The sequence below is a fragment of the Mitsuaria sp. WAJ17 genome (assembly GCF_014174515.1).
Taxonomy (GTDB): Bacteria; Pseudomonadota; Gammaproteobacteria; order Burkholderiales; family Burkholderiaceae_C; genus Roseateles_B.
This window is the reverse complement of the sequence record NZ_JACJUG010000019.1, coordinates 76,732-93,544: the sequence shown is the minus strand read 5'-3', so window position 1 is coordinate 93,544 and position 16,813 is coordinate 76,732. Positions and strand designations below refer to the sequence as shown.

Annotated in this window: 15 protein-coding genes and 1 riboswitch; of the genes, 7 read left to right on the top strand and 8 right to left on the bottom strand. The window is 71.1% G+C overall.

Translation table 11 applies throughout. The features are described from left to right. Positions 1-128: 128 nt before the first annotated feature. Both H5407_RS16070 and H5407_RS16065 read left to right on the top strand, forming a co-directional pair. Positions 129-1,925, top strand: a complete 1,797-nt coding sequence (locus H5407_RS16070; protein WP_183105478.1) for a M14 family metallopeptidase — start codon at positions 129-131, stop codon at positions 1,923-1,925. Between the two features lie 128 nt (positions 1,926-2,053). Continuing rightward, a riboswitch (cyclic di-GMP riboswitch) is annotated at positions 2,054-2,151 on the top strand. A 58-nt stretch (positions 2,152-2,209) separates the two neighbouring features. Then, positions 2,210-4,039: a S8 family peptidase gene (locus tag H5407_RS16065; protein WP_183105477.1), complete on the top strand. Its 1,830-nt coding sequence runs from the start codon at positions 2,210-2,212 to the stop codon at positions 4,037-4,039. On the opposite strand, the gene H5407_RS16060 is transcribed toward H5407_RS16065, so the two are convergent. Further along, positions 4,036-4,320, bottom strand: a complete 285-nt coding sequence (locus H5407_RS16060) for a hypothetical protein (RefSeq protein WP_183105476.1) — start codon at positions 4,318-4,320, stop codon at positions 4,036-4,038. The two genes, H5407_RS16065 and H5407_RS16060, sit on opposite strands and share 4 nt — an antisense overlap. Positions 4,321-4,475: 155 nt before the next feature. Further along, entirely contained in the window at positions 4,476-4,712 is a 237-nt protein-coding gene (locus H5407_RS16055) for a hypothetical protein (protein ID WP_183105475.1), read from the bottom strand. Positions 4,713-5,009: 297 nt separating this feature from the next. Between H5407_RS16055 and H5407_RS16050 the strand changes: the two genes are divergently transcribed. The 4 genes from H5407_RS16050 (at position 5,010) to H5407_RS16030 (ending at position 10,185) form a co-directional block, all read left to right on the top strand. Further along, positions 5,010-6,104 carry a S1/P1 nuclease gene (locus H5407_RS16050; RefSeq protein ID WP_183105474.1) on the top strand — a complete coding sequence of 365 codons (1,095 nt, stop codon included), beginning with the start codon at positions 5,010-5,012 and terminating at the stop codon, positions 6,102-6,104. A 97-nt stretch (positions 6,105-6,201) separates the two neighbouring features. Next, positions 6,202-8,775, top strand: a complete 2,574-nt coding sequence (locus tag H5407_RS16040) for a PAS domain S-box protein (RefSeq protein ID WP_183105473.1) — start codon at positions 6,202-6,204, stop codon at positions 8,773-8,775. A 13-nt stretch (positions 8,776-8,788) separates the two neighbouring features. Then, positions 8,789-9,274: a hypothetical protein gene (locus tag H5407_RS16035; RefSeq protein ID WP_183105472.1), complete on the top strand. Its 486-nt coding sequence runs from the start codon at positions 8,789-8,791 to the stop codon at positions 9,272-9,274. 38 nt (positions 9,275-9,312) lie between these two features. After that, positions 9,313-10,185, top strand: a complete 873-nt coding sequence (locus H5407_RS16030; protein ID WP_183105471.1) for a DUF2145 domain-containing protein — start codon at positions 9,313-9,315, stop codon at positions 10,183-10,185. Here H5407_RS16030 and H5407_RS16025 read toward each other — a convergent pair. Beyond that, complete coding sequence (locus H5407_RS16025; RefSeq protein WP_183105470.1) at positions 10,182-10,637, bottom strand: hypothetical protein; 456 nt, start codon at positions 10,635-10,637, stop codon at positions 10,182-10,184. The two genes, H5407_RS16030 and H5407_RS16025, sit on opposite strands and share 4 nt — an antisense overlap. A gap of 33 nt (positions 10,638-10,670) precedes the next feature. Here H5407_RS16025 and H5407_RS16020 point away from each other — a divergent pair, with 33 nt between their 5' ends. After that, positions 10,671-10,823 carry a DUF3149 domain-containing protein gene (locus tag H5407_RS16020; RefSeq protein WP_183105469.1) on the top strand — a complete coding sequence of 51 codons (153 nt, stop codon included), beginning with the start codon at positions 10,671-10,673 and terminating at the stop codon, positions 10,821-10,823. Between the two features lie 67 nt (positions 10,824-10,890). Here the strand turns inward: H5407_RS16020 and H5407_RS16015 are convergent, their stop codons facing one another. The 5 genes from H5407_RS16015 to H5407_RS15995 all read right to left on the bottom strand — a co-directional run bounded on the left by H5407_RS16015 (position 10,891) and on the right by H5407_RS15995 (position 16,694). Beyond that, entirely contained in the window at positions 10,891-11,325 is a 435-nt protein-coding gene (locus H5407_RS16015; RefSeq protein WP_183105468.1) for a group 1 truncated hemoglobin, read from the bottom strand. Between the two features lie 37 nt (positions 11,326-11,362). Beyond that, positions 11,363-12,277: a DUF3034 family protein gene (locus tag H5407_RS16010; protein ID WP_183105467.1), complete on the bottom strand. Its 915-nt coding sequence runs from the start codon at positions 12,275-12,277 to the stop codon at positions 11,363-11,365. Between the two features lie 37 nt (positions 12,278-12,314). After that, the gene (locus H5407_RS16005) at positions 12,315-12,761 is read right to left on the bottom strand and encodes a VOC family protein (RefSeq protein WP_183105466.1); all 447 of its coding nucleotides are present in this window, start codon (positions 12,759-12,761) and stop codon (positions 12,315-12,317) included. Beyond that, positions 12,758-13,978 (bottom strand): acyltransferase, encoded by a 1,221-nt coding sequence (locus tag H5407_RS16000; protein WP_183105465.1) that lies wholly within the window; start codon positions 13,976-13,978, stop codon positions 12,758-12,760. Before H5407_RS16000 ends, H5407_RS16005 begins: the two co-directional genes overlap by 4 nt. Before the next feature lie 124 nt (positions 13,979-14,102). Continuing rightward, positions 14,103-16,694 (bottom strand): FG-GAP-like repeat-containing protein, encoded by a 2,592-nt coding sequence (locus H5407_RS15995; RefSeq protein ID WP_183105464.1) that lies wholly within the window; start codon positions 16,692-16,694, stop codon positions 14,103-14,105. Between the last annotated feature and the right edge of the window lie 119 nt (positions 16,695-16,813).

The window sequence follows — 16,813 nt, the reverse complement described above, 5'->3', positions numbered from 1 at the left end:
AGTCTTGGGGCCGGCGCAGTATGCAAGGCGGCGGACAAGGGTGACGGAAGGCACCCCGGGCCATCCGCAGCAGCGTCTCTGGCCCAGGCTGGATAAAGTGCCAGGTCTTGCCTGGCCCCCCGCTGATCATGCCTCTGCCCCTGCCATCTTTCTCGACCCGGCGCCTCAACCGCGCCCTGCTTCTGGCGCTGCTGGCCCTGCCCGGCCTGTCGGGCGCCGCCCCGGACCTCGACACCGAGGCCCAACGCAGCGGCTTCCTGCGCACCGGGCGCTACGAGGAGGTGGGTCGCCTGTGCCAGGCCTTCCAGCAGCGCTTTCCCCGCATGGTTCGCTGCACGCGCTTCGGCAGCACGCCGCAGGGGCGGCCCATGTGGGCGCTGGTCGCCAGTCAGCAGGGTGTGTTCAGCCCGGCCGAGGCGCGCCGCCGCGGCCTGCCGGTGACGCTGATCCAGGGCGGCATCCACGCCGGCGAGATCGATGGCAAGGACGCCGGCTTCCTCGCCCTGCGCCAGGTGTTGCAAGGGCAGGCGGCCGCCGGCGCGCTGAAGCGGCAGGTGCTGGTCTTCGTCCCCGTCTTCAATGTCGATGGCCATGAGCGCTTTGGCGCCTGGAACCGCCCCAACCAGCGCGGCCCCGAGGCCATGGGCTGGCGGACCACGGCGCAGAACTACAACCTCAACCGCGACTATGCCAAGGCCGACGCGCCCGAGATGCAGGCCATGCTGCGCCTGGTCCAGGCCTGGGACCCGCTGGCCACCATCGACCTGCACGTGACCGACGGCGCGCAGTTCCAGCACGATGTGTCCATCCAGGTCGAACCCGTGCATGCGGGCGACGAGGTCCTGCGCGCCAGCGGTCAGCGCCTGCGCGACGGCGTCATCGAGGCCCTGGCCGCGCAGGGCTCGCTGCCGCAGCCCTTCTACATGGCCTTCGAGAAGATGGACAACCCCGCCTCCGGCTTTGCCGATGGCGTGCCGCCGCCGCGTTTCTCCACCGGCTACTTCTGGCTGCGCAACCGTTTCGGCATGCTGGTGGAGACGCATTCGTGGAAGGACTACCCGACCCGCGTGCGCATCACCCGCAACACCGTGGTCGCCGTGATGGCACTGATGGCCCGCCATGGCCAGGACTGGCTGGCGCAGGCCAGGGCGGCGGACCTGCGTGCAATGCGCCTGGCCGGCAGCGAGCAGCCGCTCGCCTTCGAGGCCAGCCCGAAGCAGCGCATGATCGATTTCCGCGGCTATGCCTACACCCGCACACCCTCGGAGATCTCCGGGGCCTTGATGACCCGCTACGACGAGAGCCGCCCCGAGATCTGGCATGTGCCCTTGCGCGACGAGATCGTTCCTGCCCTGAGCCTGCCGGTGCCTGGCGCCGGCTACCTGGTGCCGGCCGCGCATGCCGAGGTGGTGGCGGCGAAGCTGCGCCTGCATGGCCTGCGCTTCGAGCGCCTGGCCGTGGCGCGTCAGGCACTGCCCGTGCAGGTCTTTCGGGCCGAGCAGGCGCGCTTTGGCGCGCAGTCGGTGGAGGGCCATCAGCGCCTGGAGGTCAAAGGCCAGTGGCGCCCCGAGCCGCGCGAGCTGCCCGCCGGCAGCCTGTTCGTGCCCGCGGCCCAGCCCGGCGTGCGCCTGCTGATGGCCCTGCTGGAGCCGCAGGCGCCGGACTCCTTCCTGGCCTGGGGCTTCTTCAACAACGCCTTCGAGACCAAGGAATACATGGAGGACTACGTGGCGGAGGAGGTGGCCCGGGCCCAACTGGCAGCCGATCCGCAGCTGGCCGCCGAGTTCCAGCGCCGTCTGGCCGAGGACGCCGCCTTCGCCGCCGACCCGCGTGCCCGCCTCGCCTTCTTCGCCCGCCGGCATGCTTCGTGGGATGAACGTTACCGGCTGTATCCGGTGATGCGCCTGGACCAGCCCTTGCGCTGAGTCCCCGGACGCCGTTTCGCCGCGCCCAAGGGCAGCGGGCGCGCACAAAGTCGCAGGAAGCCCCGCGACCTGCGTGGCAGCGCTTTTAAGCGGTGGCGCCAGCGCCTACTGTTGCGCCTACGGGATTCCCCCGTGATCGGCAAACCGCGCGAAAGCGCGGGACGCAAAGCCTCCGGCCTACAGCCGACGCCCCTCAGGCGCCGGCCAGGGTAGCGGGGTTGCCAGCTGCCCCGCCGCCCCGGCAGGGAACTGGCCTCGATGGATGCACTCCGAGGCGAAACCACATGAAGTCACCCCTGTCCTCCGCCCTGGTCCTGGCCCTGCTGGCCGGCGCCGGTTCTTCCCAGGCCGCGCTCCAGGCCGCCCAGATCGGCCCTGACGGCCTCATCGTCCAGGCCGCCCAGACGGACCGCCTGATCGTCAAGTACAAGTCCGGCAAGGGCGCCTTCCCTACCGAGAACGCCCGGTTGGCCGCCCAGGTCGCCGCCAACCGCCATGGCGTGCAGCTGACGCACCTGCGCCAGATGGCCAGCGGCGCCCAGGTCTTCAAGCTCAGCCGGCGCCTGGCCAAGGGTGACATCGAGGCCCTGGCCGCCAGCTTCCGCAGCGGTGACGCCAATATCGAGTACGTCGAGCCCGACCGCCTGCTGCAGCCGCAGCTGACGCCCACCGACCCGATGTACGCCCAGCAATGGAGCCTCTTCGACAGCGTGGGCGGCGTCCGTGCCCCCGATGCCTGGAACAAGGCCACGGGCGATGGTGTGACCGTGGCCGTGATTGACACCGGCGTGCGACCCCATGCCGACTTCGCGCCGCGCCTGCTGCCCGGCTACGACTTCATCCGCAACACTACGGTGGCCGGTGACGGCGGCGGGCGCGATGCGGACGCCAGCGACCCCGGCGACTTCGTCGCTGCCGGCGCCTGCGGCTCAGGCAGCGCCGCGCGCAACAGCTCCTGGCACGGCACGCACGTCAGCGGCATCGTCGGCGCCACGGCCAGCAACGGCATCGGTGTGAGCGGCGTCGCCTTCAAGGCCCGCCTGCTGCCGGTGCGCGCCCTGGGCAAGTGCGGCGGCTACACCTCGGACATCGCCGACGCCATGGTCTGGGCCGTCGGGGGCTCAGTCAGCGGCGTACCGGTCAACGCCAACCCGGCGCGGGTGATCAACCTTTCGCTGGGCGGTTCCGGTGCCTGCGACATCACCACCCAAAACGCCATCAACACGGCCCGCGCCAAGGGCGCCGTGGTGGTGGTGGCGGCGGGCAACAGCGGCCAGGATGCGGCCGGCTTCTCGCCGGCCAGCTGCAGCGGCGTGATCACCGTGGCCGCCACCGGCAGGACCGGCGCGCGCACCCCCTACTCGAACTTTGGCAGCAAGGTGACACTGGCCGCACCGGGCGGCGACAGCAACGGTGCCATCCTCTCCACCTACAACACCGGCGCCACCACGCCGGGCAGCGACAGCTATGCCGGCATGATGGGCACCTCCATGGCCACACCGGTGGTCAGCGGGGTGGTGGCCCTGATGCTGCAGGCCAACAAGAACCTCACGCCAGACCAGGTGGGCAGCCTGCTCAAGAGCAGCGCCCGCGCCTTTCCGGCGGCCTGCTCGGGCTGCGGCGCCGGGCTGCTTGACGCGAACGCGGCGGTGAATGCGGCCCTGGCCGTGGCGAGCGCCCCGGCCCCCGTGCCCACGCCCGCGCCCGCGCCCGCTCCGGCCCCCACGCCCGCGCCGACCCCGAGCCCTGCGCCTGCCCCGGTCTCCATCAAGGAAGCCGAACCCAATGACAGCCTCAGCGCCGCCCAGGTGATCAGTGCCAGCAGTGCGGCCATCAGCGGCAGCATTGCCAGCAACAGCGACAACGACTACTACCGCTACAACGTCCCCGCCGGCAGGACCCTCAAGGTCGTGCTGAGCGCCGGCAGCGCTTCGGGCTTCGGCCTGGGGGCCTACACGGCCGGTGGCACGCAGCTGGTGCTATCCAATGGCGTGCTGGGCGTCTCCCAGATGCTGCAGATCACGAATTCGGGCAGCAAGGATGTGAACGTGTACCTGCGCGTGCTGCGCAGCACCGGCGCCACGGGCGGCTATGCCCTCAGCCTGAGCCTCTAGAGACGTGGCCGGCCCCGAGCCGGCGCACCGGTTTCCTCGTCCTTGCTTCTCGCTTCGAGCGCGCGCTGCGTCAGCAGGGCGTGCTCTCTTTCATTGAGGCTCAACGCTGCGGCCTGCTCCAAGGCCAGGGCGGCTTCGGGGCCGCGGTGCTGCCGCTCCAGCAGGTCGCCGCGCACGCTGTGCCGCCAGGGGGCGCGCTGCACGGCGGCCTGCGCGCCCAGGGCGTCCACCCGGACCTGCGCCTCGGCCGCGCCGCCCTCGGGCGCCTGGCTCAGCGCCACGGCGCGGTTGAGGGCGACGACGAGTGAGGGCCAGCCCTCCAGCAGGCGTGTGTAGAGGACCAGGATGAGGGATCAGTCCGTGTCTTCGGCCTGTGTTGCGCGGGCATGGCAGGCCGCGATGCCCGCCTGCGGCAGGTCGTGGCCAGGCGCCTTTCCTAGGGGCGCGCAGGCCGCCTCGCCCGCCGAAAGGGGCCATTGATGATGCTCAGGCTGCCGTCGCGCTTTTGCACGCGGCTGCTGCGCACGGCCAGGGAGTTGCTGGCCAGCAGCTGGCCCCGGGACTGCAGCTCGGCACCGAACTGCAGCATGCGCTCGTAGACCTGCTCGCCAGCGTCCCGGCCGCGGTCGGCGCGCTGGCCGTGGGCTTCGAGGATCAGCAGCCTGCAGCTCATGGGCGCGCCCGCGGGATGCCATTGCAATGGCGCGTTGTGCGTCCTGCGCCACGGTATCGCCCGCCCCGGGCATCCACCCCTGGCAGGGCCATGGACTTGATCGAGAATCGGCGCTCTCAAGGAAACGCTGGGCCGCCCCAAGTTTCCTTGCCCCCTCGGGGGGCCTGGCACGGAGTGACAGGTTTGGGGGCGGTCTGAAGGAAACGCTGGGCCGCCCCAAGTTTCCTTGCCCCCTCGGGGGGCCTGGCACGGAGTGACAGGTTTTTTGGGGCGGTCAGCAGTCAAGGAAGTCCCGTCATGCCGTACGCACCGTCCCGTCACCAACCCGCCCCGTCCCCCCTGGCGAGCGCGCTCGCGGCCCTCGCACTGGCACTGGCACTGGCACTGGCACTGGCGCCCCATCAGGCCGCTCACGCCTGGGGCGCCACGGGCCACACCGCAGTCGGTGACGTCGCCGCCCAACTGATCAAGGGCACGCGGGCCGAGCGCGAGGTCGCGCGCATCCTGGGCGGGGTGAGCCTGCATGACATCGCCGTGTGGCCCGATTGCGTCAAGGGCATCGACCCCGCCAAGGACTTCCGCTACACCGTCACCGGCCGCTACCCCGAGTGCGCTCCTTTCGAGAACAAGCCGGAGGAAGAGGCCCTCATGCGCGACTACGTCAAGCGCAACAACGACGGCTGCGAGCCCAAGCCCGGCGAGGAGAGCTGCCACAAGCAGTACCACTACACCAACCCCGCCCTGGAGCGGGGCCGCTATCAGCCGGGCTCGGTGGGCACGAGCGACCACGACATCGTCTTCGCCATCGAGGCGGCCCGCCAGCGCCTGGCCGGCGGCACCGTGCCGGGCCCCTTCGCCCTGCAGACCGAGCGCGAGGCCCTGGCCCTGCTGGTCCATGACCTGGGCGATGTGCACCAGCCGCTGCACGTGGGCTCGGTCTACCTGGACGAAAAGGGCCAGCGTCGCGACCCCGACGTCCAGGGCGACGACCCGCTGGCCCGTACCGTGGGCGGCAATGCCCTGGCCGTCATGGGCGCCACCGGCCCGGGTGGCAATCTGCATGCCTACTGGGACAACGCGCCGGGCAAGCTGAGCCCCGAGCAACTGGCAGCCCTGCCGGCCACCGCCCGCCAGGTGCCGGCCATGGCGGCCCACCCGGCCCAGTGGCCCGCCCTGTGGGCCAGCGAGACCATGAACGAGGCCGAGGGTGCCTTTGCTGGCCTGCAATTCGGTGAGCGCCAGTCCAGCCTGCGCGGTTCGCGCTGGGTCGTGACCCTGCCGGCCGACTACGAGGCGCGCAGCCAGGTCCTGGTCCGTCAGCAGCTGGCGCGAGCCGGCGCTCGCCTGGCCCAGTTGCTGCAGGCGATCTGGCCCGAAGCCGCCAAGCCCTGAAGCAGTCGGCTCGGCCGTGAACCCTGCACGCCCCTGGCCACTGGGGATGGCCGGGCGGCTCTTCCAAGCCCGTCGCGGCATGACCGATGATGGAGCCATGATGCCCGCCCCCCTTCGAGCGAACGAGGACCGCGCCCTGGCCGCTCTGCGCGCCCTGCAGGTGCTGGACAGTCCGCCCGAGCCGGAGTTCGATGCCCTGGTCCGCATCGCCTCCCTGGTCTGCGGCGTGCCGGTGTCGCTGATCAGCCTGGTGGACGAGAGGCGCCAGTGGTTCAAGGCCCAGGTCGGCCTGCCCGGCACCAGTGAAACCCCCCGCGAGATGGCTTTCTGCGCCCATGCCGTGCTGGGCGATGCGGTCTTCGAGGTGCCTGATGCGCGCCTGGATTCGCGCTTCGCCGACAACCCGCTGGTGCTGGCCTCGCCCCACGTCCGCTTCTATGCCGGCGCGCCGCTGCAGCTCAGCGGCGGCGAGCATGTGGGTACGCTGTGCGTGATCGACCGCGAGCCGCGGCACCTGGATGCGCGGCAGCGCGAGATCCTGCAGCAGCTCGCGCGGGCTGCCAGCCAGCTGCTGGAAGGACGCCGAGCCCTGCGCATCGAGCGCCATGCCCTGGCCGAGGCGGCCCGCGCTGGCGCGCTGCTGCAGCACAGCGCCGACGCCATCCTCAGCATCGACGCCCAGGGCGTCATCCGGCGCGCCAATGCCGCGGCCGAGCGGCTGTTCGGCGCGGCACCCCTGCAGCTGCTGGGGCGCCTGCACCGGACCCTGGTGCCCGAGAACCTGCGGGCTCGCGAAGCCAACAACCGCCACGCACTGGCAGCCGGTGAGGCTCTGAGCCATGAGAGCGAGCGGCTGCGCCTGGACGGGCAGCGCCTGCTGGTGTCCGTCACCCTGGTGGCCGAGGCTGGCCAGTCCGGTGAGGAGGCCGGCGTCACCGAGTTCATCCGGGACATCACGGCGCGCGAGGAGGCGGCCCAGGCCCTGGCACTCAGTGCCGAGCGGTTCCGCAGCCTCAGCGACTGCGTGCCCGTGGGCGTCTTCCAGGTAGACCGCGGCGGGCAGTCGGGCTACACCAACGAGCAGTGGCGCCAGATCTACCAGATCGCCCCGTCCCAGGTGAGCCATGAGACCTGGCTGTCGCGCATCCATCCGGAAGACCGGGAGCGTGTGCGCCAGGCCTCGCATCGCAGCCAGGGCGGCAACACCCCGTTTGACGAGACCTACCGCGTGGTCTGGCCCGGTGGGGCGATCCGCCAGGTGCGCAGCCGCGCCCAGGAACTGCACAGCCTGCGGGGCGAACCCCTGGGCTTCGTGGGCATGGTGGAGGACATCACCGAGCGGCTGGCCTTTGAGGCCCAGCTGGTGCAGGCCCGTGACCAGGCCCGCGCCGCGGCGCAGGAAGCGCTGGAGAACGCCCGACTGCTGCGAAATATCGCCGACGCCATGCCAGGCCTGGTCGCCTACTGGCGCAGGGATCTCAGCTGCCGTTTCGCCAGCCGCTCCTTCGAGGACTGGTACGGGCGCAGCCGCGAGGACATGCTGCGGCTGAGCATGCCCGAGGTGCTGGGCGCCGAGGGCTTCGAGCGTTCCAAGCCCTACATCGAGGGCGTGCTCGCTGGCCAGACCCAGACCTTCGAGCGCAGCATCCGCCGGCCCGACGGACGGCTGGGCCACACCCTGGTCCACTACGTGCCCGACACCGATGCCCGGGGCGAGGTGCGCGGCATCTTCGCGGTGGGCAGCGACGTCAGCAGCCTCAAGACTGCGCAGCGTGAGCTGCAGCTGGCAGCCTCGGTCTTCAGTGCCACGGTCGATGCCGTCATGGTGACGGATGCCCAGGACCTGATCCTCTCGGTCAACCCGGCCTTCACGGCGATCACCGGCTTCGAGCCTGCCGACGTGCTGGGCCGCTCCGCCGACGTGCTGGGGCGGGACGATCCCGCACTGGAGTCGCAGGCCCGCGAGGCCGTGCGGGCGCAGGGCCACTGGCAGGGCGAGCTGTGGCGGCGCCGCAAGAACGGCGAGGCCTTCCTGCAATGGCTGGACCTGGGTCTGATCCCTGGCGACGAGGCCACGGGCGCGCAGGAACGCCTGCTGCATGTGTTCAGCGACGGCACCGAGCGCCGCCGCCACGACGAGCGCCTGCAGCACCTGGCCTTCCATGACGCGCTGACCGGACTGGCCAATCGCAGCCTGCTGATGGAGCGCCTGGGCCGCCTGCTGGGCCAGACCCATCGCGAGCGCCGCGAGCTGGCCCTCATGTACATGGACCTGGACGGCTTCAAGGCCGTCAACGACAGCGTGGGCCACGCCCAGGGCGATGCCCTGCTGCGCCAGGTGGCCGTGCGCATGGGCACGCTGGTGCGTGACACCGACACCCTGGCCCGCCTGGGCGGCGATGAATTCGTGCTGCTGCTGGACCAGCCGGCCGGGCCGCAGGAGCTGGAGCTGGTGGCGGCCCGCCTGATCGATGCAGTCAGCCAGCCCCTGGTGCTGGCGGGGCAGAGCGTGGTGGTGGGCGTGTCCGTGGGCATTGCCCGCTTTCCGCAGCACGGCCGGACAGTGGAGGGCCTCATGCGGGCGGCGGACCTGGCCATGTATGCCGCCAAGGCGGCCGGGCGCAACCGCTGGCAGTTCGCTACGGACGAGGCGCCGCTCGCGGCGTCCTGAGTGCGCAGGCGCTATGCTGGCCCACCACTCCTTCCTGCGTCGCCTCATGTCCAAGCCGCGTTCATTCCTTGCCGCCCTGACCCTCGCCTGCCTCGCGGCCCAGCCCCTGGGCGCCTGGGCGGACAGCAGCTCGGTGTCCTCAGCTCTGGACAGCGGCTCGCGGTCGGTGGGCAGCGTGTCCGATTCGATCCAGGGTTCCAGCAACAGCTCTACCGGCCAGCGCGTGGCCGCCGGTGAATACCGCGTGGTGGAGATCGCGGCCGCGGACGACAGACCCGGCCTGGAGCGCCTCCAGCTGGAGGGTGAGGGAGGCCGCTTCACCCTGCTGCTGCCGGCCGCCGTGCGCGAGTCGGTGGCCCTGCGCAGCGGGGACCGCATCGCGGTGAGCACGCCTGCCTACGGCCTGGCCTTTGCCCTCGCGGGTGCCGGAGAGCCCTTCTTCCTGGCCCTGAACGAGGGCTGGCGCCATGAGTTCCAGCGACGGGCCGTGACCCTGTGAGGTCCGGCCGGCACCGCCGGCTGCCAGCCCTGGCGCTCGTGCTGGGACTGCTGGCGCCGCTGGCGAGCCAGGCTGGCACTGAGCTGCTGTGCTCGCGCGAGCGAGAGGCCACCGTGGCCGAGCAGGCGCGGGCCCTGCGCTTCAGCGCCGCTCTGCGCGAACTGATGGAGGGGGGAGGGCAAGACCTGGCCCTCATCGCCCGCGACGGCCTGGACCTGCGCCGCTGGGGCCAGCGCTACTCCCACGCCGGCCTGGCCCTGCGCGACAACCCCGCCGGCCCCTGGGCCGTGCGCCAGCTCTACTTCGACTGCGACAGCGGCCGCCCCCGCCTGTTCGACCAAGGCCTGGCCGCCTTCGTGCGGGGTAGCCAGCGACCCGAGCAGGGCTTCATGGCCCTGCTGCTGCTGCCGCCCGAGGCCAGTGCCGCCCTGCATGCGCTAGCCCTGGACAATGCCCGCGCCCTGGGCCTGCTGCACCCCGACTACAGCGCCAATGCCTATGTCTTCGGCCTGCGCTACCAGAACTGCAACCAGTGGCTGGCCGAGCTGGCGGCTGCCGCCTGGGGCGAGGCCGGCGACCGCGCCCAGGCCCAGGCCTGGCTGCGCGAGCAGGGCTATGCCGGCACGGTGCTGCAGCTGCCCGGGCGGCCCTGGCTGTGGTTGGCGGCTCTCAGCCCCTGGCTCCACCTGGCCGAGCATCCCGACGAGGACCTGGCCGCCGCGCGCCAGCGCATCAGCCTGCCGCAGGGCCTCATGGACTGGCTGCAGCAACGCTTCCCCTCGGCACGCCGTGTGGATGTCTGCGAGTCGCCCGATGGTCTGATCCAGCGCGAGGGCGGCTTTGCGCCTCAGGCGGCCTGCGAGCTGCAGCCCGGGGATCGGCTGCTCGTCGCGAGCGATCGACGCGGCTAGCGCGGGCGGCGCAGCAGGCGCAGCTTCCAGCCCTCGCCCTCGTCCGGCGTCATCAGGGCGTCGCCGGCCCGGCGCGGGCTGATGCGGCCATCGACCTCGATGGTGACGAGGATGCGGCAGAGATGGCTGCGGCCCGAATGGAATTCGCAGCGCACCGCTTCAAGGTCCATGATGCGTACCAGGTGCGGCCGCGCCTGCCTCGCGCCCAGTTCCTCGACGATGGCGGCATTGCTCGTCGCCACATGGCGCCGGTAGGCCTGCTCGACCTCGGTCAGGCTGGGCACCGGCACCGGGCGGCGCTCCCAGGGCTCGGCCGACGCCGACAGCAGGACGCCCGCGAGCAGCAGGCCGGCGCTCCAATTGAGCCAGCGCAGAGCCTGACTGGCCGCCCCGTCCGGGGGCGCCTTGCGTTTGCGCCAGGGCAAGGACAGGCCCGCAGCCCAGGTCTTCAATGAGGGTTCCGACAACGAATTCCGGACGCCACCATGAAAGCATTCGAGCTGCTCTTCACCAGCGACGTGGGCCTGATGAGCCTGGCCGTGCTGACCATCACCCTGGGCATGGGCGCCTTCTACCTGCGCTATTTCCTCAAGCACATCAAGGACGACGGCGCCGCCGCCGCCAGGCAAGCCCGCTGAGGTGTCGGGCACGCCCGTGGTTCTCAAGAAGAAAGCACCGTGCATGCGGTGACAGGACCGGGGGCACTCACCGGGTGACGATGTCCCGGTGCATGGGCGCCAGCAGGGCCAGCAGACGGCCCTGCGTGGCGAAGGGCAGGCCGGCGGCATCCATCGCGTCCTGCAGGTCTTCGACCAGGGCGTTGAAATGGGCCTGGCTGAGGCCCATGGCCGCGTGCGCGTTCGCCATGGTCTCGCCCTCGTAGCGGCAGGGGCCGCCCGTCACTGCGCACAGCTGGTCCACCAGCTGGGTGCGCAGGTACTTGAGGTTGGTCTCCTTGAAGAAGTCCTTGATGCGGGCATCCTGCGTGGCGCGCTGAAGCAGGCCGTCCACCACGAGCTCCAGCGCGGGCTTGCCGCCCAGCTGGGAGTAGAGGCTGTCGTCGGCATGGGCGGAGCGAGCGCCACCGAGGGCGCACAGCAGGGCCACGGCGAGGGGGGCAAGGAGGGCAGGGGCTTTCATCGGCAGCATCCTTGTTGGGGCTGGCTCAGGCGCTGAGCTAGTAGGCGATCTGGGCCGAGAGGTAGAGCCCAGTCTGCCGGCGCGGCACCACGCCGGGCACGATGGCTCCCAGGTCCACATAGGCGGCGGTGAGCGAGAACTGCTTGCTCGGCGCCCAGGCGATGAACAGATCCTTCCAGTCCTGTTCGGCCAGGCCCTGACCCAGGGCGGAGGGGTTGAGCTTGTCCGGCTTGGCACGGTACTCCACGCCCACGGCCAGGCGGCGGTTGATCAGGTAGGCCATGGACAGCTCGGGTCTTAGGCTGAAGCGGCTGCTGGCCGTGCCGCCGAAGCCCAGCAGGCCGTTCTGGTTGGACCGGGTGGCCCGCAGCGTCAGGTTCAGCAGGGTGCTCTGGCGCAGCAGCAATTTGGTGGCGCTGAGGTAGAGCTCGGTGTCGTTGGCACGGGCGCCCAGGCTGGTCAGCGTGGGCGCGAGGTCGCCGGCATGGCTGCGCTTGTGCTCCAGGCCCAGGCTCAGCTGGGGCATCCAGCGGTCACTGTCCAGGATGGCGTCGCCGGCGATGCGCCATTTGGCGCCGAAGATGTCCTGCTTCAGGTGCAGCCCCGGCAGTCCCAGGGCCGCGCCGGTGGGACCGGTGCTGAAATCCTGGCGGGCGAGGGACAGCTCGAAGCGGTCGTGCAGTCCCAGGGCCGCGCCGTAGACCGTCAGGCCGTAATCCTGCGTGTGGACCCGCGTGGCGAAGGCCGTGGCCCCGACCTCCCCCGGTGCGGCATAGCTGCCAATGAGGGCCCAGGGTGTCAGGCCTCCACCCGCGGCGCCGTCGATGCTGCTGACGCCGCCCGTGAGGAGCAGCTTGCCCTGGGCCTGTGCCGATCCGGCGGCCAGCAGGGCCAGCAGGGTGCTGGCGGCGAGGGAGGCAAGGGAGAAGGGGCGGTGGTGGCGGGCCGGCATGACACTCCTTCGAAGCTGCTGCGCCGGCACCGGTGGATCACCAGCTGCCGGTGTTGGGCATGGACGCCCAGGGCTCGGCGGGAGCCAGGGCGGGTCCATTCTGCAGCAACTCGACGGAGATGTTGTCGGGCGATCGCACGAAGGCCATGCGACCGTCCCGGGGCGGGCGGGAAATCGTCACGCCGTGGTCGGCCAGGCGCTGGCAGGCAGCGTAGATGTCATCTACGGCAAAGGCCAGGTGGCCGAAATTGCGGCCGCCGGTGTAGGTCTCGGCCGTGCCGTCGGGGGCCGGCCAGTTGTAGGTCAATTCGACCTGGGGCTGGAAGGGGCCGTCGGCGTCGCCCGGGGCGGCCAGGTAGACCAGGGTGAAGCGGCCGGCCTCGTGCTCGGTGCGGCGCACCTCGCGCAGGCCGAGGGCGTCGCGGAAGAACTTCAGGGACTGGTCCAGGTCAGTGACGCGGACCATGGTGTGCAGGTACTTCATGGCTGCTGAGCGGTGGAGGCTTGGGAGAGCGCCATTGTGGCCCCGCGCCCGGCCGTCTGCTGGCCAGGGGTCTTGGGCGCGGCGATGCCCAGCAGGCGGCGCAGGCCGGGGACAGGTCTTGCCAGGCGATAGACCGCGGCGCAGGCAAGGAAGGTCAGGCCAAGCAGGAGCAGGGCCTCCAGGCTGTCCGGCAGCTGCAGCGGCTCCAGCAGGGGCGTGAGGCCCACGATGGCGCTCTGGTGCAGCACATAGGCGCAGAACACGGCGGCACCCAGGCTGGCGCGCCAGCGGTGGTCGCGGTCCAGGTGGTGCTTGCCGAAGCCCAGGACGGCGAGCAGGGCGGCGCCTTGCTTCAGTCCGTAGAGCAGGCGCTGGGCGTAGAGCACGAAGGCCGAGGGGTCGTGGTCGGCGTAGTGGCGTATGTAGAGACCGAATGCCAGCCAGCCCGCCAGGAAGACCGCCAGGGCCGGCCAGCGCAGGCGCTCGGCCCAGGTCCACAGCGCTGGGGCCTGGCTGGCCGCCATCCAGCCGACCAGGAAGAGCCACAGCGAGACCATGTGGTTGTACCAGTCCCAGGTGAAGTTGTGAGTGACGGGGAACAGGCCGTAGAAGCAGCGGGCCACCATCAGGGGCAGGCACAGGCCGGCCAGCCACAGCCCGCCGCGCGGGCCCTGCAGGCCGCTCTGCAAGACCTGACCCCAGCGGGCCAGCGGCCTGGCCAGCCACGCGCCCAGCAGGCAGTAGATCCACAGATAGGGCAGGAACCAGAGGTGGTTCCAGGTGGGCAGGTCCAGGCAGTTGCCCCGCTCGCAGAAGCCGTGGTAGGCCTGAAAGTAGAGCCGCAGGAAGTCCAGGTAGCTGCCCGTGTAGCCCAGCTTCTGCACCACCTCCAGATATGGCTGGATGGGCACGACCACGGCCATGCCAAAGAGCAGGGGCCACAGCAGGCGGCTGCTTCGTTCCCGCACGAAGCGCCAGCGGTCCTGCAGCTTGCCCATCAGCTGGCTGGCGGCCACGCCGCCGATGAGGAAGAGCAGGCCCATGCGCCAGGGGTTGCTCAGCAGCATGAGGGGCTCGATCGATTCGTGGATCACGGGGTTCTTCACGTGCCAGCCCCAGCTCACGTAGTACATGCCCACGTGGTAGGGGATCAGCAGCGCGAAGGCGGCTATGCGCAGCCAGTCGATGAAGAGGAGGCGGGGTGCGGCGGTGTTCATGCCGAGATGGTGAAGGCGCTGGCGCTTCGCCGCGGTCCCGCCGGGGCGAAGCGCCCCGGCGCTGGGGCGAAATGCCGGGTGGGCGCGCGCGCCCTGCCTCGTGTGACCCGGGCGGCAGCGCGAGTCAGGGGCGCATGCCCGAGGGCCTCTTGGGCAGTCGGAACCACCAGGTGGTGCCCAGCGGCAGGCTGCTCGCCGGTGCGGCCATTGCATGGCTGCGCGGGGCCGGGCGGCCCTGCTGCCACGCATCCGGGCCGCGGCTGCCCAGCAGCACCCGACCGGCTGCGATGAGGTCAATGGCGCCGTCGCCATTCCAGTCCAGGGCCTGCAGGCCCGTGCAAGGCTGGTCGAGCTGGAAGCTCTGGCGGCCCTGCCAGCCACCACCGGCACTGCGAAGGAGGACATCGACGGTATAGGGCTGGCAAAGGAGCAGGTCCTGCCGGCCGTCGAGATTCATGTCGGCGAAGCGGGCCACCTCGTAAGCCATGTCGATCGAAGGCGTCGCGGCCGGCTCGAAGCCGCCGGCGGCCGTTTGGCTCCAGAGCTGGAGCTGCTGGCTCGCCCCGGCGCCGCTGCTCATGATCGCCAGGTCGGGTCGCCCGTCACTGTTGAAGTCAGCGACGGTGATCCGCCGTGTCTGCCACACCTCCGGCAAGGTGAGCTTGCGCTCGGCGCCGAACGCCACCCCGTCCCGCAGAGCCCACACCAGCTCCTGCCTGGCCGACCCGTCGCCGGCATCGCGGATCCAGACCCAGTCCGGCAGACCGTCGCCGTTGAGGTCGGCCATCGTGGCGTCACGGGCGAAGGTGTCCGGCGGGCCGCCCACGGGCAAGGTCACGTTCGCCACCCAGGACTGCGGCCCCAGGCGGCGCCACAAGGTCATCTGGGTGCTTGCCAGGGCGACCCAGGCGCGGCCGTCCGGGTCGGTGCCGCTGGCAAGCATGGGAGGGCCGTAGACGAGTCCGGGCTCGGTCACATTCTCCGGCACGAAGGTGCCGTCGGCCTGCTGGAGCAGCAGGGTATAGGCCCCGAACGAGGAGCTCACCAGCAGGTCCGTGCGGCCGTCGCCGTTGAAGTCGGCCGCCATGAGCGGGCCCTCATGGCTGGCATGGTCCTGCGTGAATTCGTGACGCCTGAGGGGCGTGGCCCATCGCCCGTCCGCCTGCTGCGCACGGGTGAAAAGGCTCATCCGGTTGCTGCCGTCGAGAGCCAGGAAGACCAGGTCTCGGCTGCCTGGCCCGCTGAGGTTCAGCTCGCGGACGGTGCCCACCCGCCAGCCGTCCATCATGGACTGCGGCTGCCGCAGGGCGCCGTTGCTCGTGGTGAAGGTGACGCGGTGAAAGGCGGGGGGCTGGCCCAGGCGGTCCACGACATTGCCGGCTTCCAGCGAATAGGTGGTGTTCGTGCGCAGCGGTGCCGGCAGCGTGGCAAGCAGGTCCTTGCCCTCGATGCGGGCCGGCAGGTTCTGGGTTGTCGAGGTGCGGCTGTCCCACACGGCGAGGTACGCTTCGGTGCCTGGCCTGGCGGCCAGTTCCATGCTGAAGCTCAGGCGCACCGTGCCGGTGAGGGCGATATCGACTGCCCTGTCTGCGGGCTGGGAGCTGAGCAGCGTGGGACCATGCTCGTCCACGGTGACGGTCGCCACGGGGCTGCTCAGCGGCAGGCCGCTGATGTCCGTCGCCTTGCCCCCATTGCGCAGGACGTAGCTGCCATCGGTCAGCGGGGTCAGTGGCATGAAGCGGACCTCGGTCAGCGAGGGATCCGGATAGTAAGGCGCAACGGACACGGCCTTGCCGCTGGCGTCCACCAGAACCAGGCCGCCGTCGCCCCACAGCGTGAGGGGATCCACGGGGCGGTCGAAGGTCAGGGTGACCTCGCCCTGCGGCGCCAGCCGCTCGGTGGCCGCGGGCGTTACGCGCAGCAGCCGGGCCGCCGTGGCGGGCTGGTGGACGCTGCCAACGCCGTAGGCCACCACCTCTTCATCACTGCTGGCCGTGCGCGTGCCGTTGTGCTCGGTGGTGGACCGCGCACGGACGGGGCCGATGCCCGGTGCGTACCAGCGGTCCTCCGTGAAGACCACCGCCGCGCTGGTCGAGCTGCCGGCTGCCCGGATCACGCTGCGGGCCACCGTGCGGACATGGGCGGTGCTGGAGAAGCTGCCCAGTCGCGTCGTCAGGTCCTCGCGGGCGACGAAGGTGGTCTGCGCATGCATCTCGACGGTGTCCGCCCGGCCGTCGCCATTGACGTCGGCGCTGAGGGTCTGGTCGATCAGCACCGCGGTCTGTCCCAGGCCCAGTCCCGCGCGGAAGACCTGCACGCTGCCTGCGGCCGCGGTGAGTGGATCGCTGCCGGGCCCCGCGACGCTGTAGACACCGCCGCTGCGGACCTGCAGGTACTCCACGGCCACGTGGGCGCCCTGGTCTGCCGTGCTCTTGATGGCGAAGGCCTGGCCGCCAGGCACGGTCTGCACGCCGTCCACCCGTTCAATGCGAAGCCGCCGGCCCTGCGCGTCATCGACGGAGCGCCAGGCACGGACATCCCCGGTGTTCAGCGGGTGGAGGGTGGCGTCCAGTGCGTCCGCGGGCTGGCCGGGACCACCGGGAGGCGTGACGTTGCCGGGGCCGCCGGGGCTGCCTCCGCCGCCTCCGCAGCCCGACAGGGCAAGCAGGATCAGCAGGGCGCAGATCGGTGCTAGGCGCAGGTGGGGTGTTCTCATCTAACGTTCTCCTCGCGCGGCCATCGGCCGCCTCCCTTTGTTGTTCGGGGGCGAGCTTAGTGAGCAGCCTGGCCGCCGTCCATAGGGGGGACCATCAGGTTTGCGGCGAGCCGCGCCCG